Annotated in this window: 26 protein-coding genes; 21 read left to right on the forward strand and 5 right to left on the reverse strand. The window is 66.6% G+C overall.

Annotation, left to right across the window (positions count from 1 at the left end; translation table 11 throughout):
* Positions 1-82 precede the first annotated feature (82 nt).
* From ABD683_RS08945 to ABD683_RS09020, 16 genes are all read left to right on the forward strand, one after another.
* On the forward strand, positions 83-850 hold the full coding sequence (locus ABD683_RS08945) for an MlaE family ABC transporter permease (protein WP_425548492.1): 768 nt from the start codon (positions 83-85) through the stop codon (positions 848-850).
* Positions 850-1689 (forward strand): MlaE family ABC transporter permease, encoded by an 840-nt coding sequence (locus ABD683_RS08950; protein ID WP_344769192.1) that lies wholly within the window; start codon positions 850-852, stop codon positions 1687-1689. Before ABD683_RS08945 ends, ABD683_RS08950 begins: the two co-directional genes overlap by 1 nt.
* Positions 1690-1693: 4 nt before the next feature.
* Positions 1694-2863, forward strand: coding sequence for an MCE family protein (locus ABD683_RS08955; protein ID WP_344769194.1), 1170 nt, complete (start codon positions 1694-1696; stop codon positions 2861-2863).
* Between the two features lie 115 nt (positions 2864-2978).
* Entirely contained in the window at positions 2979-4046 is a 1068-nt protein-coding gene (locus ABD683_RS08960) for an MCE family protein (RefSeq protein WP_344769196.1), read from the forward strand.
* Position 4047: 1 nt separating this feature from the next.
* Positions 4048-5031 (forward strand): MCE family protein, encoded by a 984-nt coding sequence (locus ABD683_RS08965; RefSeq protein WP_344769198.1) that lies wholly within the window; start codon positions 4048-4050, stop codon positions 5029-5031.
* Positions 5031-6242: an MCE family protein gene (locus ABD683_RS08970; RefSeq protein ID WP_344769200.1), complete on the forward strand. Its 1212-nt coding sequence runs from the start codon at positions 5031-5033 to the stop codon at positions 6240-6242. The genes ABD683_RS08965 and ABD683_RS08970 overlap by 1 nt, the downstream gene beginning before the upstream one ends.
* A complete protein-coding gene (locus ABD683_RS08975; RefSeq protein WP_344769202.1) occupies positions 6242-7543 on the forward strand; it encodes an MCE family protein in 1302 nt (433 codons plus the stop codon). The genes ABD683_RS08970 and ABD683_RS08975 overlap by 1 nt, the downstream gene beginning before the upstream one ends.
* Positions 7540-8673, forward strand: coding sequence for an MCE family protein (locus tag ABD683_RS08980; protein ID WP_344769204.1), 1134 nt, complete (start codon positions 7540-7542; stop codon positions 8671-8673). Before ABD683_RS08975 ends, ABD683_RS08980 begins: the two co-directional genes overlap by 4 nt.
* A complete protein-coding gene (locus ABD683_RS08985; protein ID WP_344769206.1) occupies positions 8670-9173 on the forward strand; it encodes a hypothetical protein in 504 nt (167 codons plus the stop codon). The genes ABD683_RS08980 and ABD683_RS08985 overlap by 4 nt, the downstream gene beginning before the upstream one ends.
* Before the next feature lie 4 nt (positions 9174-9177).
* A complete protein-coding gene (locus ABD683_RS08990; RefSeq protein WP_344769208.1) occupies positions 9178-9984 on the forward strand; it encodes a hypothetical protein in 807 nt (268 codons plus the stop codon).
* Between the two features lie 51 nt (positions 9985-10035).
* Complete coding sequence (locus tag ABD683_RS08995) at positions 10036-10236, forward strand: ferredoxin (RefSeq protein WP_344769209.1); 201 nt, start codon at positions 10036-10038, stop codon at positions 10234-10236.
* Positions 10233-11126 carry a 3-oxoacyl-ACP reductase gene (locus ABD683_RS09000; protein ID WP_344769210.1) on the forward strand — a complete coding sequence of 298 codons (894 nt, stop codon included), beginning with the start codon at positions 10233-10235 and terminating at the stop codon, positions 11124-11126. Before ABD683_RS08995 ends, ABD683_RS09000 begins: the two co-directional genes overlap by 4 nt.
* 26 nt (positions 11127-11152) lie before the next feature.
* A complete protein-coding gene (locus tag ABD683_RS09005) occupies positions 11153-11938 on the forward strand; it encodes an SDR family NAD(P)-dependent oxidoreductase (protein WP_344769212.1) in 786 nt (261 codons plus the stop codon).
* 109 nt (positions 11939-12047) lie between these two features.
* Positions 12048-13295, forward strand: a complete 1248-nt coding sequence (locus ABD683_RS09010; RefSeq protein ID WP_344769214.1) for a glycosyltransferase family 4 protein — start codon at positions 12048-12050, stop codon at positions 13293-13295.
* Positions 13296-14045 carry a class I SAM-dependent methyltransferase gene (locus ABD683_RS09015; RefSeq protein WP_344769216.1) on the forward strand — a complete coding sequence of 250 codons (750 nt, stop codon included), beginning with the start codon at positions 13296-13298 and terminating at the stop codon, positions 14043-14045.
* Positions 14042-15109 carry a prenyltransferase/squalene oxidase repeat-containing protein gene (locus ABD683_RS09020; protein ID WP_344769218.1) on the forward strand — a complete coding sequence of 356 codons (1068 nt, stop codon included), beginning with the start codon at positions 14042-14044 and terminating at the stop codon, positions 15107-15109. The genes ABD683_RS09015 and ABD683_RS09020 overlap by 4 nt, the downstream gene beginning before the upstream one ends.
* A gap of 137 nt (positions 15110-15246) precedes the next feature.
* Here ABD683_RS09020 and ABD683_RS09025 read toward each other — a convergent pair whose 3' ends face one another.
* The 4 genes from ABD683_RS09025 to ABD683_RS09040 all read right to left on the reverse strand — a co-directional run bounded on the left by ABD683_RS09025 (position 15247) and on the right by ABD683_RS09040 (position 18369).
* Positions 15247-15663: a hypothetical protein gene (locus ABD683_RS09025; protein WP_344769219.1), complete on the reverse strand. Its 417-nt coding sequence runs from the start codon at positions 15661-15663 to the stop codon at positions 15247-15249.
* A gap of 55 nt (positions 15664-15718) precedes the next feature.
* Positions 15719-16999, reverse strand: coding sequence for an HNH endonuclease signature motif containing protein (locus ABD683_RS09030; protein WP_344769220.1), 1281 nt, complete (start codon positions 16997-16999; stop codon positions 15719-15721).
* Positions 17000-17272: 273 nt separating this feature from the next.
* Positions 17273-17929, reverse strand: a complete 657-nt coding sequence (locus tag ABD683_RS09035; RefSeq protein ID WP_344769221.1) for a class I SAM-dependent methyltransferase — start codon at positions 17927-17929, stop codon at positions 17273-17275.
* 17 nt (positions 17930-17946) lie between these two features.
* Positions 17947-18369: a glyoxalase superfamily protein gene (locus tag ABD683_RS09040; RefSeq protein WP_344769223.1), complete on the reverse strand. Its 423-nt coding sequence runs from the start codon at positions 18367-18369 to the stop codon at positions 17947-17949.
* A 56-nt stretch (positions 18370-18425) separates the two neighbouring features.
* On the opposite strand from ABD683_RS09040, the gene ABD683_RS09045 reads away from it, so the two are divergent.
* The 5 genes from ABD683_RS09045 (at position 18426) to ABD683_RS09065 (ending at position 22897) form a co-directional block, all read left to right on the forward strand.
* Positions 18426-18863 (forward strand): nitroreductase family deazaflavin-dependent oxidoreductase, encoded by a 438-nt coding sequence (locus ABD683_RS09045; protein WP_344769225.1) that lies wholly within the window; start codon positions 18426-18428, stop codon positions 18861-18863.
* Positions 18863-20002, forward strand: coding sequence for a MalY/PatB family protein (locus ABD683_RS09050; protein WP_344769227.1), 1140 nt, complete (start codon positions 18863-18865; stop codon positions 20000-20002). Before ABD683_RS09045 ends, ABD683_RS09050 begins: the two co-directional genes overlap by 1 nt.
* Before the next feature lie 162 nt (positions 20003-20164).
* Positions 20165-21550, forward strand: coding sequence for a hypothetical protein (locus ABD683_RS09055; protein ID WP_344769229.1), 1386 nt, complete (start codon positions 20165-20167; stop codon positions 21548-21550).
* Complete coding sequence (locus ABD683_RS09060; protein ID WP_344769231.1) at positions 21550-22662, forward strand: carboxylate-amine ligase; 1113 nt, start codon at positions 21550-21552, stop codon at positions 22660-22662. Before ABD683_RS09055 ends, ABD683_RS09060 begins: the two co-directional genes overlap by 1 nt.
* Positions 22663-22723: 61 nt before the next feature.
* Positions 22724-22897 carry a CsbD family protein gene (locus tag ABD683_RS09065; protein WP_344769234.1) on the forward strand — a complete coding sequence of 58 codons (174 nt, stop codon included), beginning with the start codon at positions 22724-22726 and terminating at the stop codon, positions 22895-22897.
* 51 nt (positions 22898-22948) lie between these two features.
* Here the strand turns inward: ABD683_RS09065 and ABD683_RS09070 are convergent, their stop codons facing one another.
* On the reverse strand, positions 22949-23728 hold the full coding sequence (locus tag ABD683_RS09070; protein WP_344769236.1) for an alpha/beta hydrolase: 780 nt from the start codon (positions 23726-23728) through the stop codon (positions 22949-22951).
* Between the last annotated feature and the right edge of the window lie 39 nt (positions 23729-23767).

Raw genomic sequence — 23767 nt, forward strand, 5'->3', positions numbered from 1 at the left:
GAATGACTCGGACCAACAACAGCTCTCTCCGTTGTGCTTGCCGTCACCCCGGATTCGCACGAATACAGGAGGAGGCATGGGCATGAATCCCACCATGGTCCTCCGCGGTCCGGGTCACGTCTTCGCCCTCGCCTGGGACGTCATCAAGCTGACGTTCACCTCTCGCTTCCAGTTCCGTGAGTTCGTCGAGCAGGCCTGGTTCGTCGCGAGCGTCACGATGATGCCGACGATCCTGGTCTCGATCCCGTTCGGTGCGGTCATCGCGCTCCAGGTCGGCAACCTCACCGGCCAGCTGGGTGCCGAGTCGTTCGCCGGTGCCACGGCGGTGCTCGCGACCGTACGTGAGGCTGCCCCGATCGCGGCCGCCCTGATCATCGCCGGCGCGGCGGGCTCGGCCATCTGCGCTGACATGGGCGCACGCAAGATGCGTGAAGAGATCGACGCGATGGAGACCCTGGGCATCGACCCGGTCCATCGGCTGGTCGTGCCTCGCGCGGCCGCGACCCTGGTCGTATCGGTCCTCATGATCGCGATCGTCATCACCGCCGGAATCGCCGGCGGTTACTTCTTCACCGTCATCGTGCAGGGCGGTTCGGCGGGTGCGTTCCTCGCCTCTTTCACCTCGCTCGCGACGTTGACCGACATCTGGGTCGCGATGATCAAGGCGGCGATCTTCGGCTTCATGGCCGCGATCGTCGGCGCCTACAAGGGCCTCAACGCCGGTGGCGGGCCCGCGGGTGTCGGCCGCGCGGTCAACGAGTCCGTGATCCTCTCGTTCATGCTGCTGTTCCTGATCAACTCGATCATCACGGCGCTCTACTTCCAGTTCGTGCCCCAGGCAGGTCTGTAGTGAGCACCCTGACCGAGCTCGGCGCGTCGTTCGCCAAGTCCCAGCGCTCCCGACTGGAGGGCATGGGCGACCAGCTGCTGTTCTACGTCAAGTGCCTCGGCTACATCCCCAAGGTGCTCCGCGACTACCGCAAGGAAGTGTGGAAGACCCTCGCCGAGGTCGTGTTCGGCGTCGGCGCGCTCTCGGTCATCGCCGGTACGGTCGGCGTCATCGCGTTCTTGGCGTTCTTCGCCGGCACCGAGGTCGGCCTGCAGGGCTATGCCTCACTGAGCCAGATCGGCGTCGCCAAGTTCACGGCGTTCATCTCGGCCTACTTCAACACCCGCGAGGTCGCCCCGCTCGTGTCGTCGATCGCGCTGGCGGCCACGGTCGGCTGCGGCTACACCGCGCGCCTCGGCTCGATGCGCATCTCCGAGGAGATCGACGCCCTCGAGGTCATGGGCGTGCAGTCGCTGCCGTTCCTGGTGACGACTCGCATGATCGCCGGCTTCATCGCGGTCATCCCGCTCTACACCGTCGCGCTGCTGGCGTCCTACCTTTCACCTCGACTGATCACCACGATGATCTATGGCGAGTCGGTCGGCACCTACGACCACTACTTCAGGCAGTTCCTGCCACCCATCGACATCCTCTGGTCGTTCGGCAAGCTGATCGTCCTGGCCGTGCTGATCATCCTGATCCACTGCTACCACGGCTACACCGCGTCGGGCGGTCCCGCCGGTGTCGGCCTGGCCGTCGGCAAGGCCATCCGTTCCTCGATCGTGACGGTCATCGTCGCCAACTTCTTCCTGAGCTTCGCCATCTGGGGCTCGACGACCACCGTCCGGATCACGGGGTGATCTGATGCTGGCCAACCTGATCCACGACACCCCAGCCGAACGTCGACGCCTCGCAGTCGCCGGCGTCGCGTTCATGGTCTCGATCGCGCTGATGATCTGGCTGTGCATCGCGCTCTACAACAAGCAGTTCACCAGGAGCACCGACGTGACGGTGATGGCCGAGCGCACCGGCCTGCAGCTCGCGAAGTTCGGCGACGTGCGCATGCACGGCGCCCTGGTCGGCAACATCAAGAAGATCGAGAGCACCGGCGAGCAGGCCAAGATCACCCTGTCCCTGCGACCCGAGGCCGCCCGCAACATCCCGGCCGACGTCACGGTGCAGATCATGCCGACCACGCTGTTCGGCAGGAAGTACGTCCAGCTGGTGCCGCAGGACGAGACGAACGTCGCGAGCGTCGCCAAGCTCAAGGACGGCGCGGTCATCCCGGCCAGCAGGGTCACGACCAACGTCGAGCTGCAGAGCATCATGGCCAACCTGTTCCCGCTGCTCCGCTCGATCAAGCCGGCCGACATCAACGCCACGCTGTATGCCCTCGCGCACGCGCTCGAGGGCAAGGGCGACCAGCTCGGCGACACGTTCGAGTCGCTGGACTCCTACCTGTCGCGGCTCAACGTCAAGCTGCCGACGCTCAAGACCGACCTCGGCCTGCTCAAGGACGTCGCCAACACGTACGACCTCGCCGCGCCCGACCTCATCCGTCTGCTGGGCAACGCCACCGTCACGGCCAAGACGATCACGAGCAAGCAGGACTCGCTCAACCTGGCGCTCGGCAGCATCACGGGCCTTGCCAAGGTCACCCGCGCGACCCTGACGGAGAACGAGCAGCTGCTGATCGACCAGGTCAGGTCGGGTCGGCCCCTGCTCGCGCTGCTCGACACCTACTCGCCCGAGCTGCCCTGCCTCCTCAAGGGCATCGACAGCCAGCGCGAGGACACCGCCAACGTGTTCCAGGGTCGTGGCGGCAAGGACGACCCCGACAAGATCATCCACCAGACCCTCGAGCTGGGCGCGCCGCAACGTACCGGCTACACGGCTGCCGACACCCCGGAGTTCGGCGAGGTCGGCCACGGGCCCTGGTGCCTCGGCCTGCCCGACAACAACAAGATCCCCGCGACGTTCGAGCCGCTCAAGGACGGTTCCGACAAGGACGACCCGGACGGGGGCATCAAATGAGACACCCCAGAAAAGCGCGCCCCCTACTCGCTGCGCTCGTGGGGGGACCCCCAGCTCCACGTGTGCTCCGTGAGCCGATCCTCGTGCCCGCTCGCGCTTTCCGGGGGGCCCCAAAATGAGCAGCCGCGACACGGCGTTCCGGATCGCCGCGATCAAGCTCACCATCTTCTCGGTGGTGTCGCTGATGACCCTCGGCCTGCTGATCGCGATCATGGGCGGCTACGGCATGGGGTCTCAGACGGAATACAAGGCCGAGTTCACGACCGCTTCGGAGCTGACCAAGGGCGACGAGGTACGCATTGCCGGCGTCGTCGTCGGCAAGGTCAAGAAGGTCGAGATCTACAAGCGCGACCACGCGATGGTCACGTTCAAGGTCAAGGACGGCGTACCCCTGACTCGTGACTCCGAGGCAAGCATCCGGTTCCTCAACCTGATCGGCGACCGCTACCTGTCGCTGGCCGAGGGCGAGCCCGGATCGCCGCGACTGGCGCCGAAGTCGACGCTCCCGCTCGAGCAGACCACGCCTGCGCTCAACCTCACCGAGCTGTTCCAGGGCTTCCAGCCGCTGTTCCAGGCGCTCAACCCCGCCGACGTCAACAAGCTGTCGCTCAACCTCATCCAGGTGCTGCAGGGCGAGGGCGGCACGATCCAGGAGCTGCTGTCCAACACCGCATCCCTCACCAGCACCTTGGCCGACCGCGACCAGCTGATCGGTGATGTCATCACCAACCTCAGCACGCTGATGCAGACGGTCGACAACCACCACCAGGAGCTCGACGAGCTCCTCGTCAGCATGAAGTCGTGGTTCGGCGACCTGGCCAAGGACCGCAAGGTCATCGGTGGCTCCCTGACCAACATCGCCGACGTCACTCAGCAGGTCGCCGACCTGCTGACGCAGAGCCGCCCACTGATCAAGGACGACGTCGCCCAGCTGCGTCGCCTGTTCACGCTGCTGGCCAAGCCCGAGAACAAGGCCTACCTCCAGGAGACCCTCGACAAGCTGCCGGCCATGCTCACCAAGCAGACCCGCATCGGCGTCTACGGATCCTGGTACAACTACTACCTCTGCGAGTTCCACGGCGGTGTGGTGCTTCCGACCAAGCTGATGAATGCGCTTCCAGCCGAGGTGCAGAAGGCGATGGCGGACTTCACGCTCTACAGCCAGGCCACGAGGTGCAACTGACATGGCCCGTAGAAGCGACTCACAGATCCTGCGCCTGGGCGCCGTCTCCATCGCCATCCTGTTGCTCGTGATGGTGGCGTCGTTCAACATCCAGCGCCTCCCGTTCTTCAAGGGCACGACGTTCCACGCCGAGCTCAAGGATGCGAGCGGCCTGCGTACCGGCGCCGAGGTCCAGGTGGCCGGCGTACGTGTCGGCCGCGTCAGCAAGCTGACGATCGGCACCGAGAAGGTCATCGCCGACTTCGACGTCAAGGACGCGAAGCTCGGTCGCTCGACACATGCCAGCGTCGAGGTCAAGAGCCTGCTGGGCGAGAAGTTCCTCAACATCAAGCCCGAAGGAAGTGGTCAGCTTCCGGCCGGTGCGACGATCCCGATCACGCGTACCGACGCGGGTCCCGACATCGTCGGCACGTTGGGTCAGCTCACGACGCAGACCGAGGAGACCAACAAGGAAAACCTGACCACGGCCCTCAACTCGCTCGCCGACGTGATCGACCAGGCCGCGCCGGAGGTCAAGACGAGTTTCAGCGGCTTGTCGCGCCTGTCGTCGACCATCGCCACCCGCGATGAGGAGATCGAGAAGCTGCTCGCCCGCTCCAAGAACGTCACCCAGCTGCTGGATGAGCGCAAAGGCGACCTGGTGGAGCTGATGAACCAGGCCAGCCTGATCTTCCAGGAGCTGCAGACGCGCAAGGACGCCGTGCATGCCCTGCTCGTCAACGCCACGCAGCTGGCCGACGAGCTCGACGGTGTCGTCAAGGACAACCGCGAGCAGCTCAAGCCCACGCTCGACAAGCTCGAGAACGTGCTGCTGTTCCTGCACGCCCGCGAAGACCAGATCGAGACGCTCATCAAGAACTACGGACCGTACGTCAACATCCTCGGCAACATCGTCGGCTCCGGACCGTGGTTCGACGCCTACGTCCCCAACATCGTGGGCGTGTTCGCCGGCGAGTTCCTGCCTGCCAAGCCGGGTGGTGGCTGATGAGCAGGTGGAGCCGAAGGACACAGCTCGTGCTGGCCGCGATCCCGGTCGGCCTGCTGCTGCTCGCCTTCCTGATCTTCCCGGGCGACAGCTCGCGTACCGTCACGGCGCACTTCGACCGTGCCGTGGGCGTCTACCCCGGCACGCACCTGCGGGTCATGGGCGTGCGCGTCGGCGAGGTCACGAAGGTCGTGCCCGAGGGCAACAGCGTCCGGGTCGAGATGACCTACGACAGCGACTACAAGATCCCCGCCGACGCCGAGGCTGCCGTGGTGACGCCGACCCTGGTCGCCGACCGCTACGTCCAGGTCTTCCCGGCCTACAGCAAGGGCGCGGTGATGAAGGACGGCGGCGACATCCCCCTGGCTCGCACCCAGGTGCCGATCGAGCTCGACCGCATGTTCAAGTCGCTCGACGACCTCGCCACGACACTCGGCCCGAAGGCCGGCACGACCAGCGGTGCCCTCGACAACCTGCTGACGGCCGGCACCAAGGCCCTTGAGGGCAACGGTGCGCTCGGCTCCGAGACGATCCGCAACCTCTCACAGGCCGCCGAGGTGTTCGCCGACAACCGCGGCCCGCTGTTCGACAACGTACGTTCGCTGGCGGCCATCACCGACACCCTGGCGACCAACGACGCCACGGTGCAGCAGTTCCTGACCCAGATTGCCGGCGTGTCCGAGCAGTTCGCCGGCGAGCGCGACGAGCTCCAGGGTGTGCTCGAGTCCCTCGCCAGGGTGCTGGGCTCGGTCAAGGGGTTCGTCAGCGAGAACCGCGAGACGCTCGGCAAGGACGTCGACCTGCTGGCCAGCCTCCTGCAGCGCGTCGACAACCAGAAGGACGCGGTCGGCATCGTCGTGCAGAAGGGTTCGCTCGCGATGAGCAACCTCGCGCTGGCGTTCGACCCGTCCACCGGCACGTACGGCTCCCGCGTCCAGATCGCGCCTGGCGTCCAGTTCCGGCCCGACCAGTTCCTGTGCCAGACCCTGATCAACACCGGCGTTCCCGGCATGGACGCGGTGTGCAACGTGATCACGACGCTGTTCTCACCGATCCTCCCGGCGATCTCGGGCGGTACGCCGACCGTTCCCGGCTCGTCGACGTCGTCGACGCCGTCGACCGTCATCGACCCGTCACAGCTGGTGCCGACCGGTGAACAGCCCGGTGGCGTGCCCGATCTCCTCTCCTTGCTGGGTGGTGACGGCAAGTGATGAGTCGTCGACTCCGCCTGGTCGTGGCGGCATTCCTCGCGCTGGCCCTGAGCGGCTGCACGTTCAACGGCATCTACGACCTGCCGCTGCCCGGCAACAAGGTGAGCAAGGACAACGGCTTCGAGGTCAGCGCCGAGTTCGCCGACGCGCTCAACGTCGTACCCCGCTCGGCCGTGATGGTCGGTGACGTGCCCGTCGGTCAGGTCGAGGAGATCGTCCGGTCGGGGTGGAACGCCAAGATCACGATGCTCGTCCGCGACGACGTCGTGCTCCCTGACAACGCGGTGGCTGAGATCCGCCAGACCAGCCTGCTCGGCGAGAAGTACGTCGAGCTATCCGCTCCCGTGGGAGCCGACGGCAAGCCGGCGGGTGTCGGCAGGCTCGGTCCCAACGACGTGATCCCGATGGACCGGACCGGCCGCAATCCTGAGGTCGAGGAGGTTCTCGGTGCGCTCTCGTTCGTGCTGACCGGCGGCGGCCTCGGCCAGCTCCAGACCATCACCCGCGAGCTCAACGCGATGATGGACGGCCGCACCGACAAGATGCGCAGCGTCCTCAACCAGGTCAACACCCTGGTCGGCACGCTCGACTCCCAGAAGGGCGACATCGTCCGGGCGCTGGAGTCGATCAACGGACTGAGCCGCACCCTGGTCAACGAGAAGGAGACGATCGGCGCGGCGCTCGATGCGGCCGGACCCGCTATCAATGTCCTGAGGGACCAGCACACGCAGCTCGTCGGCATGCTCTCGGAGCTCGACAAGCTCGGAGTCGTCGGCACCCGGGTGGTCAACGAGACCAAGGACGATCTCGTCGCCGAGCTCCGCCACCTCGAACCCGTGCTGCGCAACCTGTCGGACGCCGACGACTCGCTCGTGCCGGGCCTGGTGTCGGCATCGAGCTACCCGTTCCCGATCGACGCGGGAGACACGGTCAAGGGCGACTTCGCCAACGTGATCTTCCAGATGCAGTTCAAGCTCACCCCCGTGAGCGAAGGCGGCTTGATCCCCACGACGCTTGACGAGGTCGTGACCCTGTGTCGTGGACTCCCGACCGCCCCGATCTGCAGCCTGGGCAGTGCGGTCATCGATCCGCTGTGCGCGCTGCTCCCGACGCTGCCGCTGTGCGAGGCAGCCGATCCCGAGTCGATCGCCAAGAACGGGCAACCCGACTCGCTCCTGCACGATCTGCTCGGATCCACCCCGAGCGGCGGCGCAGGCGAGCCCAGGACCGAGGACTCCACGGCCAACGACAACGGCCTGGTCGAGCTGATCGGCGGACTGTTGGGAGGCGGCTCGCGATGAGGCGTGGAATCAAGGTCAGGCTGGTCGCCTTCGTCATGCTGAGCGTGATGGGCATCCTCTACGTCGGCGCCAACTACCTCGGCTTCGTCGACCAGGCGCTCGGCCGCGGCTACACCGTCCACGTCATGCTCCCCGATTCGGGCGGACTCTACGAGGGCAGCGAGGCCAGCTATCGCGGTGTGCGCATCGGCAAGGTCTCCAAGATGGAGGTCCAGGGCGACGGCCTGCGGGTCGACCTCGCGCTCGACGACGACGCCAAGATCCCGGCCGACTCTCCCGTGTTCGTCCACAACCTCAGCGTCGTCGGCGAGCAATACATCTCGTTCGAGCCGACGACCAAGGGCGGCCCGCTGCTCAAGGACGGCGACACCGTACGCGGCACGCCCGAGAGCCTCCCGCTCGGAGAGGACGTGCTGCTCAAGGACCTCGACAGCTTCGTCTCCAGCGTCAACGTCGGCGAGCTCAACACCGTGGTCACTGAGCTCGGCACGATGTTCAAGGACAACGCCAACCCGCTGCGGTCGATGGTCGACAGCGCCCAGGAGTTCATCGACTCAGCCGTCGAGAACGAGCCGCAGACGCTCTCGCTGCTCGACGACGCCAACACGGTGCTGGAGACCCAGAGGTCCAACGCAGCCAACATCCGGTCCTTTGCCAACGACCTCGCAGACGTGACCGACACCCTCGCGGCGTCGGACAAGGACGTACGCACGATCCTCGACAAGGCCGCACCGTCGGCTGATGAGCTCACCGCACTCGTCAGCACGCTGCGCACGTCGCTGCCCCCGCTGCTCAAGCCCTTGATCAGCGTCACCGAGGTGCTCGACGCACGACTCCCTGCCCTCGAGCAGCTCCTGGTCACGTTCCCGCGTCTCATCGCCTCAGGTCCGTCCGCCCTGACCAGCGGCGAATCCACCGACGGCCAGAAGTACGGCCGCGTGCACCTCAACCTGAACGAGCTGACACCCGCCGCCTGCACCGAGGGCTATCTCCCGCCGGGCCAGTGGCGTCCGTCGTCGGAGGAGTCTTTTGTCGCTCCGTACTATGAGGCGAACTGCGCTTCCGGCCCGCCGATCAACATGCGTGGCACGAAGTACGCACCGCCCCTCTTCGACTGGAAGAATCAGTGAAACGCCCCACCACCAACACCGCACTCGCAGTCGTCCTGGCAGTTCTGGTCGGGTGGTTGGTGATGTTCGCCGTACGCGGTGACGCCGCAGCACCGGGCAGCACCCCGGCGGAGGCTCGGGCCGAGCAGTTCGCGGCCGTCAAGAAGGCCGCCCGCGCCGAGACGTTGGCGTTCCTCGAGATCGACCACACGAACATGGACGCGCTGACCAAGAAGGTCCTCGACGGCGCGACGGGGGAGTTCAAGAAGCAGTACCAGACCTCGCTGAAGTCACTGAAGGACGCGGCCGTCAGCCAGGAGTCGGTCTCGACGGGTCACGTCGACCAGGTCGCGATCGGCGAGTCCGACGACGACTCGGCGACGGTCTTCGTGGCGGCCGGAAGCAAGGTCAAGAACAAAGGCACCAACGGCAAGGTCGAGGACCGGTTCTGGCGCATGAAGCTCACGATGGCCAAGGTCGACGACCGGTGGCTGATCTCCCAGCTCGAGTTCGTGGGCTGACGTCATGGCGAAGCTCAAGCGCGACGAACGCGTCTGCCCCTATTGCGCCGAGACCATCAAGGCCTCCGCGATCAAGTGCCGGTTCTGCCAGTCCGACGTCGAGCCCGTCATCGAGCCCACATCAGAGCCGACAGTCGCGAAGGCTGCAGCGCCGGCCAAGAAGGCGGCCGCCAAGAAGGCTCCTGCCAAGAAGGCTCCCGCGAAGAAGGCCGCCGCCGAGAAGGCGGCTGAGCCCGCTCCCGCCAGCGTCATGCAGGACGTGCCGGCTGAGCGTGTCTCGCTGGCCGACCGCCTCGGCGGGCTCCGCGCGAACCTCACGCTGGTGCTGGCGACGCTGGTCGCCGTCGCGGCCATCGGCGTCGGCGCGTTGTGGTGGCGGGCGGAGCAGGGATCTCCCGCCGCGGCGCCCAATGGTGTGCTGGTCGGTGAGGATGCCCGTACGGAGGTGCTCATCTCGGCGGCGGACCTCGCGACGCGCACCCTGTCGTACGACTACAAGACCTTCGACAACGACATGGAGACCGCTCGGGCCCGCATGACGAAGTCGTTCCGCAAGGAATACGACGCCACGATGTCGCAGGTCAGGGCCAACACCGAGAAGAACAAGGTCGTGCTGCAGGCGACGGCTGTGTCGTCGGCGATCATCAGCGCAACCGAGCACAAGGCGACCGTGCTGGTGTTCCTCAACCAGACGACGTCGGCGGGTGTCGGCAAGGACGCCAAGCAGCAGGCCAACCAGAACAGCCTCGTGATCACCCTGACCCGCGGCGATGGGGACTGGGCCATATCCAAACTCACGGCGCTGGGATAGAATAGAACACGTTCTAGTTCCACCGTCCTGGGAGTGAGGAGCGCATCCGCGATGGCAAAGGTCGAGGTCGACTTCGATGTGTGCGAGGCGAACGCCTTGTGCGAGGCAATGGCACCCGACGTGTTCTACGTCGATGACGACGACTTCTTGCAGGTCGAGGACCCCACGGTGACCGACGAGAACCGTGACCGGGTGCAGCGCGCCGTCGCCGTGTGTCCCAAGTCCGCCCTGCGAATCAACGAAGACGCATGAGCGCAACGGACCTGGACGGCCGCGTCGCGGTCGTCACCGGAGCCGGCGCGGGTCTGGGTCGTGCAGAGGCTGTGGCGCTGGCCAGAGCTGGGGCGCGCATCGTGCTCAACGATCTCCCCGGTGCAGCTGACGAGGCCGCCGACGAGATCAAGGCTCTCGGTGCCGAAGTGGTCGTGGCCCCCGGAGATGTGGGTGAACGCGCCACCGCGGACCTGATGGTGCAGACCGCGCTCGAGAGCTTCGGCTCCCTCGACATCGTGGTCAACAACGCCGGAGTCACGCGCGACAAGATGCTCTTCAACATGACCGACGAGGAGTTCGACCTCGTCATCAAGATCCACTTGCGGGGTCACTTCCTGCTGTCGCGCAACGCCGCGGCTCACTGGAAGCAGGTCTCCAAGGAAACCGGTGCACCCGTCGACGCCAGCGTGATCAACACCGCGTCGGAAGCGTTCCTCACCGGCTCGCCCGGACAGGCCAACTACGCCGCCGCCAAGGCCGGCATCGCCGCGCTCACCCTGACGACCGCTCGCGGACTGTCCCGCATCGGCGTACGCGCCAACGCGATCTGCCCGCGCGCCCGTACGGCCATGACCGCCGCAGTGTTCGGCGAGGACGAGTCCGGCAAGGAGATCGACCCCTACAGTGCAGATCACGTGGCACCCCTGGTTGCCTACCTCGCCTCACCGGCCGCGTCCCGCATCAGCGGGCAGGTGTTCGTCGTTTACGGCGGCATGGTGGCACTCGTGGCGGCACCCGTCGTGGAGCAGCGCTTCGACACCACGTCAGCCATCTGGACTCCCGAGGAGCTCGACAGCTCGCTGGGTGGCTTCTTCGCCGATCGCAATCCCGAGATCAGCTTCGCGGCCGACGCCATTCTCTCGCTCTGACCGACCCACACATCATGGAGGAACACATGTCCCGTCTCGCGGGCAAGCGCGCGATCGTCACCGGTGGCGCCCAGGGCCAGGGCGCGGCCATCGCGCGCCACTTCGTACGTGAGGGCGCCAAGGTCGTCATCGCCGACGTCGCTGACGATGCCGGCAAGCTGCTGGCTGACGAGCTCGGCGAGTCGGCGTTCTTCAGCCACCTCGACGTGTCCAGCGCCGAGTCCTGGGCCGAGGTCGTCGCATACGCCGAGACGAACCTCGGCGGCTTCGTCAACGTGCTCGTCAACAACGCCGGCGTGCTGCGTTTCGGTGAGGTCGACGCGATGTCTGAAGCCGACCTCGATCTGCTGATCAACGTCAACATGAAGGGCACGTTCTTCGGCATGCAGTCCGTCGCCCCGGCGATGAAGGCCAACCGCGAGGGCTCGATCATCAACTGCTCGTCGGTCGAGGGGCTCGCCGGCATGGCGTCGCTGACGGGATACGCCGGCACCAAGTTCGCGATCCGCGGCATGACCAAGTCGGCCGCGGTCGAGCTCGGTGCCCACAACGTACGCGTCAACTCCGTGCACCCCGGCATGATCGACACCCCGATGACGCAGGCGCAGGGCGGCGACCTCGCGATGCAGTGGGGCGCGACGCGCATCCCGCTGGAGCGCGTGGGAACGCCCGAGGACATCGCGCCGTTGTACGTGTACCTCGCCAGCGACGAGAGCGGCTACACCACCGGCGGCGAGTTCGCGGTCGACGGCGGCGTGACGGCAAGCCACACGTTCTATCCCGGCAACAGTGGCAAGAACTCCGGGCGCTGACGTGATGCAGGCCTCAGCGCCAGAATTTCCTGTTTGAACCCAGTACGCGAGACAATTGAAAGTTCAGCCCACCAGGGCTGAAGCAAAGCTCGACCCGACGGAGGCGCTCGTGCGCATCGCATTCATGTCCTACCGCAGCAAGCCGCATTGCGGTGGCCAGGGCGTCTACCTTCGCCACCTGAGCCGTGAGCTCGTGGCACTGGGCCACCACGTCGAGGTCTACTCGGGGCAGCCCTATCCGGAGCTCGACGAGGGCGTCATCCTGCACAAGGTGCCGTCGCTCGACCTCTACCGCGAGCCTGACCCGTTCCGTACGCCCAAGCCCAAGGAGTTCCGCGACCTGATCGACGTCGAGGAAGTCCTCACGATGTGGACCGCGGGGTTCCCGGAGCCCAAGACGTTCAGCAAGCGTGCCGCGCGACTGATGAAGGACCGCATCGGCGACTTCGACATCGTCCACGACAACCAGACGGTGGGCTCTGGCATGCTCGACATCGCCGAGATGGGCTTCCCGCTCATCACGACGATCCACCACCCGATCACGTTCGACCGCCGCATCGACCTGGCGCAGGCGCCGCTCCGCAAGAAGCTCAGCACGCGTCGCTGGTACGGCTTCCTGCGCATGCAGAAGCGCGTCGCCAAGCAGCTCACCAAGATCCTCACGGTGTCGGAGTCGAGCCGTCGCGACATCATCACCGACTTCGGTGTCGACCCGTCGGTCCTCGAGGTCATCACGCTCGGTGTCGACGACGTATTCGTGCCGCCGACCGCTCCTCGGGTGCCGGGCCGCATCGTGGCCATGGCCAGCGCCGACGCTCCCATGAAGGGCATCGCGACGCTGCTCGAGGCATTCGCCAAGCTCCGCACCGAGCGCGACGTCGAGCTGGTGCTCGTCACGACCCTCAAGGCGGGCGGCCGTACGGAGAAGCTGATCGACGACCTCGGCATCGCCGAGCACGTACGGTTCGTCAACGGCATCAGCGACTCTGAGCTCGTCGACGTGATGGGCTCGGCCGAGATCGCCTGCGTACCTTCGCTGTACGAAGGTTTCTCGCTGCCGACTGCCGAGCTGATGGCCTGTGCCACGCCGCTCGTCGTGAGCCGTGCCGGCGCGATCCCCGAGGTGGTCGGCGAGGACGGCGTCTGTGCCAAGCTCGTCACACCCGGTGACGTCGGTGAGCTCGAGGCGGCCATCGCCGAGCTGCTCGACGATCCCGAGCGCCGCGAGGCGATGGGCAAGGCCGGACGCCAGCGCGTCCTCGAGATGTTCAGCTGGGGCGCTGTGGCCAAGTCGACCGCAGCCGCCTACGAAGAAGTGATCGCTGCTCACGCAGCAAGGAACGCAGGGGAGAAGTAAGTGCTCACAGTTGATTTCGACCGTCTGGGCCTGAAGCCGGGCGACCGTGTCATCGACATGGGGGCGGGCGCCGGACGGCACTCGTTCGAGATGTACCGCCGCGGCGCCGATGTCGTCGCCTTCGACCAGGACGCCGACGAGCTGGCCAACGTACTCGACCTGTTCGGCGCGATGAAGGAAGCCGGTGAGGTGCCCGAGGGCGCCTCAGCCGACATCAAGGAGGGCGACGCCCTTGCGCTGCCCTTCGCCGACGGCGAGTTCGACCGGGTCGTGGCTTCGGAGGTCCTGGAGCACATCCCCGCCGACATCCAGGCGATCAACGAGCTGGTGCGCGTCCTGCGTCCGGGCGGGACGATGGCTGTCACGGTTCCCCGCTGGCTGCCCGAGATCGTCTGTTGGAAGCTCTCCGACGACTACCACAACACGCCCGGTGGCCACATCCGCATCTACTCCGACAAGGAGCTGATCGGCAAGCTCGAGAACGCTGGCATGGAGTTCGAGGGCATCGACTACGCGCACGGCCTGCACTCGCCCTACTGGTGGCTCAAGTGCGCGGTCGGCGTCAAGAACGACGACAACCCCCTGGTCAAGGCCTATCACCAGGTCTTGGTCTGGGACATCATGAAGACCCCGCGCTACAGCACGGCGACACGTCTGGCGGAGAAGGTCCTCAACCCCGTGATCGGCAAGAGCATGGTGCTCTACCTGCGCAAGCCCGCCCTTTTGGATGGGGATGGCGCCACGTCATGACTCCCGAGCAGATCGCCCAGACGGCTGCCAGCATCGCCTCGATGCAGGAGCCCGATGGGGCGATCCCGTGGACGATCGGCGAGCACACCGACGCGTGGAACCACGTCGAGGGCGCCATGGCGCTGCTCGTGGGTGGCGAGGTGGAGGCGGCCGAGAAGGCGTACGACTGGTGCCTCCGCACCCAGCGCGCCGACGGCTCGTGGCCCATGAAGCTGGTCGCCGGCAATGTCGAGGACGCCAGCAGCGAGACCAACATGGCGGCCTACATCGCGGTCGGCGTGCTGCACCACTGGTCGATTCGTCGTGACCGTGGGTTCCTCGAGCGCATGTGGCCGGTCGTACGCGGCGCGCTCGATCTTGTCGTCGACCTGCAGCTGCCCTTCGGCGGCATCGCCTGGTCGCGCGAGTGGGACGCCAACGGCCCGGCCAAGATCAACGCCGAGGCGCTCCTCGCCGGCAGCTCCAGCATCTACCAGGCACTGCGGTGCGGTGTGGCCCTCGCCGACCTGATGGACCAGCCGCAGCCGGAGTGGGAGCTCGCCGGCGGACGGCTGGGTCACGCCCTGCGAGAGCACCGTGACCTCTTTCTCGACAAGTCGACATTTTCGATGGACTGGTACTACCCGGTGCTGGGTGGTGCCGTACGCGGTGACGCCGCTGCGGACATGCTGGCCTCACGCTGGGACACGTTCGTCGAGGACGGCCTCGGCATTCGCTGCGTCAGCGAGAACCCGTGGTTCACCGGCGCCGAGACGTGCGAGCTGGCGATGGCGCTCCAGGCGATCGGTGACCCACGCGCCGAGCAGGTGTTCACCGACATGCAGCATCTCCGCACCGAGGACGGCGCCTACTGGACCGGCTACGTCACGCCCGACGGAGTCCATTGGCCCCACGAGCACACGACCTACACGGCTGCGGCGGTCGTCCTGGCCTGGGACGTGCTGACCTCGACCACCTTCGGCTCGGGCATCATGACGGGGCACGGCATCGGCGTGGAGTTCGACGAGATCGCGCTGGAGTGCGACTGCCCGAAGCGCGACGAGCTCGCCGGCGTCACCCGCTGAGTCTGTGCGGGTGAGCGCACCAACGGTGAGCGGTGGATTTGCAACCGATCAGCGCCGCCGCATTCGGTTGCCATTCCACCGATCCAATGGGTTTGGCAAGCGCGCAAACTCCCAATACACCTAGTGCGCATGAGCGGTTACGGAAAGATCCGGCTGCTGTTTCTCCCCAAGAGCCAATGGTGACCATCGACGATTATTTTCACGATCGGCTTCTCCCGTCGTAGGAGACGGGTTCGCTCTTGATCCAGTTGATACTTGCCGAGCAGGTAGGCGAGACCAGCCGTCGCGAGCGGTCGAAGTACTGCCTCCTTCTCATCCTCGTCATCCGAGTAGTCGAAATCGACGGTGCCGACATTCAGATCGAGCAGGCGAAGGTCGAACCACTCGTAGGTCGCGCGAAGCCTGACCTGCTTTGACGGATCGGCTTTTGAAGTCACCAACGCTTGGAATTGTCGGAATCGTTCCTTGTCGAACGGGGAGTAGACCACATCCACAGCATCGCCGAAGACGTCGTCAACGACGCGTCTCAACAACTGCTCGATGTCGATATCCACGGCATCAGTGTCCTCCACCGCCAAGCCCACGTGTGTTCACCTGTTCCGCCGACTGTCAGGCGGCGCGGGGTTGTTGTTTGGTGAATCTGGCGTGTCTACGTGGGACCTGATCTGGGTCGACGCGCCTTGGTGGGATGACTTCAACAACTCCGTCGTCGGCGATCAGGGCGAGCCATTCGCCTTCGTGGAGCTTGAAGTGGTGGAAGTGGCAGAACAAGGCACCTTGGTGGAGGTCGGTGGGTCCACCTTCGGACCAGGCGTTGAGGTGGTGTGCTTCGCACCAGGCGGGTGGTCGGTCGCAGCCGGGCCAGACGCAGCCTTGGTCGCGGACTGCGAGGGCCAACCGTTGGTGGCGGTCGAACAGTCGCCGGGTCATGCCGTGGTCGAGCACCCTGGAGTCTGAGTCGAGGTAGAGGGCGACGAGGTGGGCGTTGCAGGCGAGCCTCTGCGCCTTGGTGGCCGAGATGGTGGTGCCTGAGGTGTTGGTCGCGACACCGCGCCCGGTGCGGAGGTCGTCGATGTCGACCGTGACCGCGACGGTGGCGGCGAGTCCTCCGGCTTTGGGCAGTGATTCGGTGGGCAGGTGGGTGATCAGCTCGACGAACGCCAGCCCCATCCGCTGGGCACGGGGCAGCGCGTTGAAGTCGTCGACACCGTGGCGGGTCTCGTTGATGCTGGACCGTCTGGGGGCGATGATCCCTTCGACCGCAGCCTGCAGGACGTCGGCGTCGGCGTCGGGGAGCTTGAATCTGCCGTCGGTGGTGCCGTCACCACAACGACGCATCGTCAGCCGGGTGGCATCCCAGGCGCGGGCTTCTTCATCTTGGAGCTTCTTGCCCAGGACCTCGTCAGCACCGTCGGGGTCGATGACCTCCATCACATGGTTCGCGAGGCGTTTGAGGTCGTCGAGATTGTGGTCAGCAGCCAAAGCAATCAGGTGCTTCTCGGCGTCGGCGCGTTCTTCGTCACCGATCCAGTCAGGCAAGCCGTGGATGGCTTTCATGATCACACCCGCCTGATCGGTCGTGATCTGGCCGAACGTCCACGCAGCACCGGTGAGCTCGGTCGTCACACGCGCCAGGCCGACCAGCTTGGCTGCTTCGCCTTTGTGGATGCCGGTGAGGTTGGCCAACCACGCGGTGGTCGAGGTCGCACCATCATCGGTGGCCAGACCCATGGCATCGGCAGCGCCCGCAACACGCGCCAACGCGGCGTCCATGGTGGTGCGGGCTTTCTGCAGAGCGACGGCGGCCTCTCGAACTTCAGAACCGGTGAGTGTCCAGGGCTCGAGGCTGGCGAGGTCGTCGGTCAACGACTCAAGCTGCTCGATCAGCATCTGGACCCCCCGGTCGATGTATGGGAACGTTTGTTCGATTCTACCCAGAACTGACCACTGCAGACAAGAGGACAACCCAACTATTTCACTGAAATCAGAGGCAAAACCTGTGGATAACTCGCCGGACGGCACAAGGGTGTGGAACCACGTAGCGGAGGCCGCAGCGTGTCACCAACCACCCCCAAAATCACGCGGCCCCTTCATTGCCAAAACAACGCCACCACACACGAACGCGAGCCGGGCGACTCACCGCCGGCGCGTCAGACCTGCCCGTCAACCGACTGGCTGGCCGGCGTCTCCCCGACTGCGTGTCAGCACGCGCATCGAGCCCACCGTCTCGCGCGGCTCGAAGCTTCCCGACGCCACGGCGCGTTGCCACACGTGGAACGGGGCTTGGCCGCCGTCCTCGGGCCGTTCGAAGACATCGTGGATCACGAGCGCGCCGCCTGCCATGATCCAGTGCGCGAAACCTGTGTAGTCGTTCTGGGCGTGCTCCTCGGCGTGACCTCCGTCGATGAACAGCAGGCTGACCGGGGTGTGCCACCAGGTCGCGACGCTGGTCGACTTGCCGACGACGGCCGTGACCTGGTCCTCGAGCCCGGCGCGCGCGATCGTCTTGCGAAACACGAGCAAGGTGTCCATCAGGCCGAACTCGTCGTCGACGAGTGACGCGTCGTGGTGCTCCCAGCCGGCCTGGTTCTCCTCCGAGCCGCGGTGGTGGTCGACAGTCAGCACGGTGCCGCCCACCTCGCGCGCCGCGGCGCCCAGGTAGATCGCTGACTTGCCGCAGTAGGTGCCGATCTCGAGCGCCGGCCCGAACGGCAGCCGCTCTCGAGCAATGCGATGCAGGAACTCTCCCTCGTCCTCGGGCATGAATCCCTTGGCCTCGAGGGCATGGGTCAGCAGGTCCGCAGGCATCTCCGGGGTCACGGAGACAGTCTGCCCTGTCAGCGCGCGGGAAGCTCCTGGACGTGCCAGCGGTTGCCGTCGGGGTCGACGAAGCTGGTGAAGGTGCCCCACGGCTGCACGTCGAGCTCGGTGGCGTCGACGCCGTTGGCGATCAGCTCGTCGCGTGCCGCCTGGGCGCTCTCGACGACGACCTGGATGCTGTCCTGCTGTCCGGGCTGGAGGCTGCCGCCCAGCCCTTGGCCGAACGCGATCGAGCAAGCCGACCCCACCGGTGTGACCTGGACGAACCGGAGGTCGTCGTTGACACGAGTGTCGTGGTCGAGGGTGAAACCGACCTGGTCGACGTAGAAGTCGCGTGCCCGGTCGACATCGGTGACCGGAATGAAGATGAGCTCGATCCTGCAGTCCATGCTGTCCTCGAATCCTCGGGCCGCGATCCCCCTGACCTGCGGCGGCGACATGCCCATTCTGGCGGCAGGGTCTGACAGTTCTGGGCACTATCTGCAACGCTTGAGTCATGCCACTGACTGGAGAGTACGCACCGAGCACGTCCGACTGGGCCCGCGAGCAGGCCGAGCTCTACGAGAGAACGAACGGCGAGCAGGGCAACACGATGATGGATCGCCCGATCATCTTGCTGTTCACGCTGGGCGCCAAGTCCGGCAAGATCCGCAAGACTCCCCTGATGAGAGTCGAGCACGACGGCCACTACCTCGTGGTGGCCTCGATGGGGGGCGCCCCCGACAACCCGGCGTGGTACAACAACATCGTCGACGCTCCTCTGGTCGAGCTGCAGGACGGCGCCGTACGCAAGGACTACACGCCGCGTGAGCTCGAAGGTGACGAGCGGGCGCTCTGGTGGGATCGCGCCGTCGAGGCCTACCCGCCGTACGCCGACTACCAGGAGAAGACCGAGCGGGTCATCCCGATCTTCCTGCTGACCCCGGTCGACTAGTGCACCCGCTGCGTGAGCTGACGCTTGATCAGCTGCGTCAGCGCACGAGCATCAAGTGGCGGGAGTACCCGCCCGACGTGCTGCCACTCTGGGTCGCCGAGATGGACGTCAGGGTCGCCGAACCCGTGGAGCGTGCCCTGACGGACGCCGTCAGCTCCGGCGACGTCGGCTACCCGCACGGCTCGGCGTACGCGGAGGCGTACGCCGACTTCGCCGCCGACCGGTGGGGCTGGGAGGGCGCCGACTCGACCCGTACGTCGTTGGTCGCCGACGTCATGACCGGCATCGTCGAGCTGCTCGACCTCGTGTCGGAACCGGGTGACCCCGTGGTGGTCAACCCTCCGGTCTATCCGCCGTTCTACGGGTTCATCGAGCACGCCGGACGCACGGCCGTCGACGCCCCGCTCGGCACCGACGGCCGCCTGGACCTCGAGGCCCTCGAGGCGGCGTTCATCAGGGCCGGCGCGGACAGGCGTCCGGTGAGCTATCTGCTGTGCAATCCGCAGAACCCGACCGGCACGGTGCACACGGCGGGCGAGCTCGCCGGCGTGGCGGCGCTGGCAGACACCTACGCCGTACGCGTGATCGTCGACGAGATCCATGCGCCGCTCGTGGCAGAGGGCTTCGTGCCCTATCTCAGCGTCGACGGCACCGGCAACGCGTTCAGCCTGGTGTCGGCCTCCAAGGCATGGAACCTCGCCGGTGTGAAGGCAGCACTCATCGTCTGCGGTGAGAGCGCAGCGGACGATCTGGCACGCCTGCCGGAGGTTGTTGGTCATGGTCCGAGCCACCTCGGCTCGATCGCGCACACGGTGGCGTTCCGCGAGGGCCGCCCGTGGCTCGACGCGCTGCTCGCCGACCTTGCCGACAACCGCGTGCTGCTCGCCGAGCAGCTGGCCACGCACCTGCCGGCCGTGCCGTGGCAGGCGCCACCGGCGATGTTCCTGACCTGGCTGGACTGCCGCGCACTCGGCCTTGGCGACGATCCGGCCGAGGCGTTCCTTGAGCGCGGACACGTCGCGCTCAACTCCGGTCTGCCGTTCGGCAACGGCGCCGGCCACGTACGACTCAACTATGCGACGACTCCCGAGATCCTCACCGAGGCTGTCGAGCGGATGGGCCGCGTCGCCGCGGTGTAGCCCGGGCATCGGTGAGGGTACGCTGCAATGCCGCGGCGAATCGGGGGACGCGATCGCGTCTTGACCAGGAGGCACACGTTGATCCAGGCGCTTCTCTCGAGCGGAGGCGACGAGCGGAGCACGGCCGATCCCATGAGCGGGAGGAATCGATACGGCTGCCTGATGCGCCCCGAGCCCGAGGTGGCGACGTGGTCTTCGTGCACGGCATCGTCGCCGTCAGCGCGCGCGTTCGAGGCAGCACGCGTCAGTCACGACCGAGCCTCCGCGCAGGGCGAGAACCTGCGCGCGGAGCTGCTCGACCTCGTGGGGCTCACCGCCGACGAGATCGACATCGTGTTCATGCCATCGGGAACCGACGCCGAGTACATCCCGCTCGCATTCTTGATCGGCGAGGACTCGACCCGAATCGCAAACATCCTGGTCGCGGAGGGTGAGCTTGGTGCCAACACGTCTCTCGCGGCCGGCGCACGTCATTGCGCGAGCACGTCGCCGTCGTCGGGTGAATCGATCGTCAAGGGCGCTGCGATTGCCGGTTTCCCGCAAGGCTCGGTGACACTTCACCCGGTCCGTATCCGCGACGAGGGCGGTGCGCTGCGCGATGACGATGCGCTTGCCACCGAGATCACGATGCTCGTGTCGGCCGCGCTCGGCCGCGGTGAGCGCGTTCTCCTTCACGTCGTCGAGTCATCCAAGACCGGGGTCCAGGTGCCCTCCGTGGAGCTGGTGGAGAGCCTCGTCGCCGCCAGCTCCGATCGGGTGCGGGTGGTGGTGGATGCAGCGCAGGGTCGCCTCGGCGATCGCGAGCTGCGTGACTACCTCGCCCGCGGCTTCATGGTGATCTTCAGCGCGTCCAAGTTCTACGGTGGCCCGTGCTTCTCCGGCGCGGTCCTCTTTCCGCGAACAACCTGGGGGGCGCCGCGCGGTCCGTGGCCCGCGGGACTTCAGCACTATCTCTCGCGGTGCGCGGTCCCGCCGCGGTGGGAGATGGATGCGTGGATCGAGACACCGACCAATGCGGGGTTGCTCCTGCGGTGGGCGGCGGGCCTCGCCGAGATGCGCGCCTATCGCCAGGTACGACCACTCGTGCGGCGATCTATCCTGGTGGCACTGGGCGCGGCGATCGCCGATGCGGCGTCGCGTTTTCCATCCATCGAGCTGCTGGACGCGCCGTGGCGAGGGCCGGGGCACCCCGACGACGACGGCCTCTCCGTAATGCAGACGATCTTCACGTTCAAGCTCCGTTCGGGCGGGCAGCATCTCGGTCTGGCCGATGTACGCCGGCTCCGTGAGCGGATGGCCGAACCCTGCGTCTTCGACGAGCCCGCGGAACGCGCGCTCGGTGCACGTCGCTTCCTGCTGGGCCAAGCGGTCGAGCTCTCCCCGTCCGCCGCGGCCCTTCGCATCGCGATCTCCGCGCCACACGTGACGGAGCACGCCCGCTTCGCCCACGACGAAGCCGCGCGCACCCGCAAGCTGCGCGAGGTGTCCGACGAGCTCAACGCGCTGTTCGGAAAGCTCGATCTGCTGGTGCGCACGAGTCCGAGCTGATGATCCCGACCACGCTCACCCTCGGCGTCGAAGAGGAGCTCCAGCTCATCGATCCGTCCACCTTCGAGCTGGTGTCGGCCGCGACGCATGTTGCCGCCCTGGCGGATCACGCGCTGGCTCCCAGGCTGCGTGAGGAGGTCCACCAGGGCGTGATCGAGATCGTCACCGACGTGTGCAGCGACGTGGCGACGATCCGTGAGGGGCTCGTCGCCAATCGCATCGCCGTACGGGATCTCGCAGGCCGCGCGGGCCTCGCGATCGCCGCCGCCGGCGTACACCCCTTCTCCGACTGGCGTGCGCAGGTGTTCACCGACACGCCGCGCATGGGGTGGGTCGCCCGCGAGCTGGGGGGACCCGCGCCGGGGCTGACCTGTTTCGGACTGCACGTCCACGTCGGAGTTCCCGACGATGACGAGGCGGTCGCTGTCATCAACAGACTGCGCCCCTACCTTCCGCATCTGCTCGCGCTGTCCACGAGCTCACCGATCTGGAACGGTCGTCCGAGCGGTCTCATGAGCACCCGCGCCGAGCTGCGCCGCGCGTTGCCGCGCACCGGGATCCCTGATGCCTTCGCGTCGTACGCCGACTATCGCCGGCACGTCGATCTGCTCCTGCGCACCAACAGCATCGACATCGAGAGACGACTCTGGTGGGACGTCCGCCGAAGTCCGCACTATCCGACGATCGAGCTTCGCATCTCGGACATGCCCACGCGGATCGAGGACACCGTGGCCCTTGTCGCGCTCTCCCAGGCGTTGATCGCGCACCTGCTCGCCGAGCATCGCCGCGGCGTGGCGTACGACGTCGTGCCGACCTCGCTCATCGAGGAGAATCGAAGGCGTGCGATGAGGTTCGGGGTTCGGTGCCAGCTGGCCGACTTCAGCCTCGGCACGGAGGTTCCGTTCGCCTCTGCGATGGACCAGCTGATCCGCCTCGTCTCCGACGCGGCCACCGAGCTCGGCACCCGCGACGAGCTCGAGCAGATCCGGCGCATCGTCAGCGACGGTACGAGCGCCGAACACCAGCTCGCTGTCCATGCGGCATCGCGGGATCCGCGTGAGGTGGTCGACTGGCTGCTACGCGAGACCCAGCGAGACATTCCCCATGAGTGACACCGCGGTGTAGCCCGCGCGTCGATGGGTACGTGGGGGTCAACCGACGAAAGGACAGATCATGGGACTCGACGACAAGCTCGAGAACGCAGCCGATGACCTCAAGGGCAAGGCCAAGGAGGCCACCGGCAAGGCAACCGATGACGAGTCGCTGGAGGCGGAGGGCAGAGGCGATCAAGCCGTGTCCGACCTCAAGCAGGCCGGCGAGAAGGTCAAGGACGCCTTCAAGGGCTGAGGCTCGCTGAGGTGCCAGGGGCGTCCCGTCAGGGGCGCCCCTGCTGCGCGTCTACAGCGCCTCGAGGATCTCCAACGTGCGCACCCACGCCTGCGACGACGGGTCGATGACGACGAAATGGTCACCCTCGACGCGCACGATCTCGGCATCTGCTCCTGCGCGCTTCGCCCGGTCGACGTAGCTGACCGACTGGCTGACCGGGACGGTGTCGTCATCCTCGCCGTGCACGCAGCGTACCGGCACGTCGAGGGGTGTCTGGCTTGTCGGATCAGCCGGCCCGATGGGCGCGCCTGCGAGGAATGCGTTGACGGCACCCGACCCGAGGTTGTCGTCGATGGCAGCCCGCAGGTCGAGCACGCCGGCCTGCGAGATCGCCGCGGTGACCGGTACGGCAGCGTCCGTACGCCCGGCAGCCAGCACCGCGAGGTGACCGCCCGCCGAGTGGCCCAGTGTGATCACCGTGGACGTGTTGAGCCCATCGATGGCGGCCAGCGCGTCGATGCCCGCGCTGACGTCCTCGAACGTGGCGGGCCAGCCGCCGCCGTTGCCGACGCGACGGTACTCGAGGTTGTAGGCGTCCCAGCCGTGCGCCGCCAGGTCGGCGGCAAGCGGACGACCGAGCGACAGGTCGTACGTCGAGCGCCAGAAGCCACCGTGGATGACCACGACGACCCCCTTGGAGGCCTGGCCCCTGGCCCGGGTGAGCTCGGCGAGCTGGGAAGGGTCGTCGCCGTACGTGATGGTCTCCACTGACCGACCCTTCGCTCGTGACGGCGCACACGCGGCGACGACCGACACCGCCATGAGGCCGAGCACGCTGCGTCGATCCATCGGCCCAGCCAACCGGAGGCCGGTGCTGTGCGCCACTCC

It is taken from the genome of Aeromicrobium panaciterrae (assembly GCF_039537165.1).
GTDB classification, from domain to species: domain Bacteria; phylum Actinomycetota; class Actinomycetes; order Propionibacteriales; family Nocardioidaceae; genus Aeromicrobium; species Aeromicrobium panaciterrae.

Bases quoted from the DNA above. Each gene is read 5' to 3' on its own strand.
- ABD683_RS08945 (WP_425548492.1), top strand. From the start codon at position 83: ATGAATCCCACCATGGTCCTCCGCGGTCCGGGTCACGTCTTCGCCCTC.
- ABD683_RS08955 (WP_344769194.1), top strand. From the start codon at position 1,694: ATGCTGGCCAACCTGATCCACGACACCCCAGCCGAACGTCGACGCCTC.
- ABD683_RS08960 (WP_344769196.1), top strand. From the start codon at position 2,979: ATGAGCAGCCGCGACACGGCGTTCCGGATCGCCGCGATCAAGCTCACC.
- ABD683_RS08965 (WP_344769198.1), top strand. From the start codon at position 4,048: ATGGCCCGTAGAAGCGACTCACAGATCCTGCGCCTGGGCGCCGTCTCC.
- ABD683_RS08970 (WP_344769200.1), top strand. From the start codon at position 5,031: ATGAGCAGGTGGAGCCGAAGGACACAGCTCGTGCTGGCCGCGATCCCG.
- ABD683_RS08975 (WP_344769202.1), top strand. From the start codon at position 6,242: ATGAGTCGTCGACTCCGCCTGGTCGTGGCGGCATTCCTCGCGCTGGCC.
- ABD683_RS08980 (WP_344769204.1), top strand. From the start codon at position 7,540: ATGAGGCGTGGAATCAAGGTCAGGCTGGTCGCCTTCGTCATGCTGAGC.
- ABD683_RS08990 (WP_344769208.1), top strand. From the start codon at position 9,178: ATGGCGAAGCTCAAGCGCGACGAACGCGTCTGCCCCTATTGCGCCGAG.
- ABD683_RS08995 (WP_344769209.1), top strand. From the start codon at position 10,036: ATGGCAAAGGTCGAGGTCGACTTCGATGTGTGCGAGGCGAACGCCTTG.
- ABD683_RS09000 (WP_344769210.1), top strand. From the start codon at position 10,233: ATGAGCGCAACGGACCTGGACGGCCGCGTCGCGGTCGTCACCGGAGCC.
- ABD683_RS09005 (WP_344769212.1), top strand. From the start codon at position 11,153: ATGTCCCGTCTCGCGGGCAAGCGCGCGATCGTCACCGGTGGCGCCCAG.
- ABD683_RS09020 (WP_344769218.1), top strand. From the start codon at position 14,042: ATGACTCCCGAGCAGATCGCCCAGACGGCTGCCAGCATCGCCTCGATG.
- ABD683_RS09030 (WP_344769220.1), bottom strand. From the start codon at position 16,999: ATGCTGATCGAGCAGCTTGAGTCGTTGACCGACGACCTCGCCAGCCTC.
- ABD683_RS09040 (WP_344769223.1), bottom strand. From the start codon at position 18,369: ATGTCGCCGCCGCAGGTCAGGGGGATCGCGGCCCGAGGATTCGAGGAC.
- ABD683_RS09045 (WP_344769225.1), top strand. From the start codon at position 18,426: ATGCCACTGACTGGAGAGTACGCACCGAGCACGTCCGACTGGGCCCGC.
- ABD683_RS09055 (WP_344769229.1), top strand. From the start codon at position 20,165: ATGCGCCCCGAGCCCGAGGTGGCGACGTGGTCTTCGTGCACGGCATCG.
- ABD683_RS09060 (WP_344769231.1), top strand. From the start codon at position 21,550: ATGATCCCGACCACGCTCACCCTCGGCGTCGAAGAGGAGCTCCAGCTC.
- ABD683_RS09065 (WP_344769234.1), top strand. From the start codon at position 22,724: ATGGGACTCGACGACAAGCTCGAGAACGCAGCCGATGACCTCAAGGGC.
- ABD683_RS09070 (WP_344769236.1), bottom strand. From the start codon at position 23,728: ATGGATCGACGCAGCGTGCTCGGCCTCATGGCGGTGTCGGTCGTCGCC.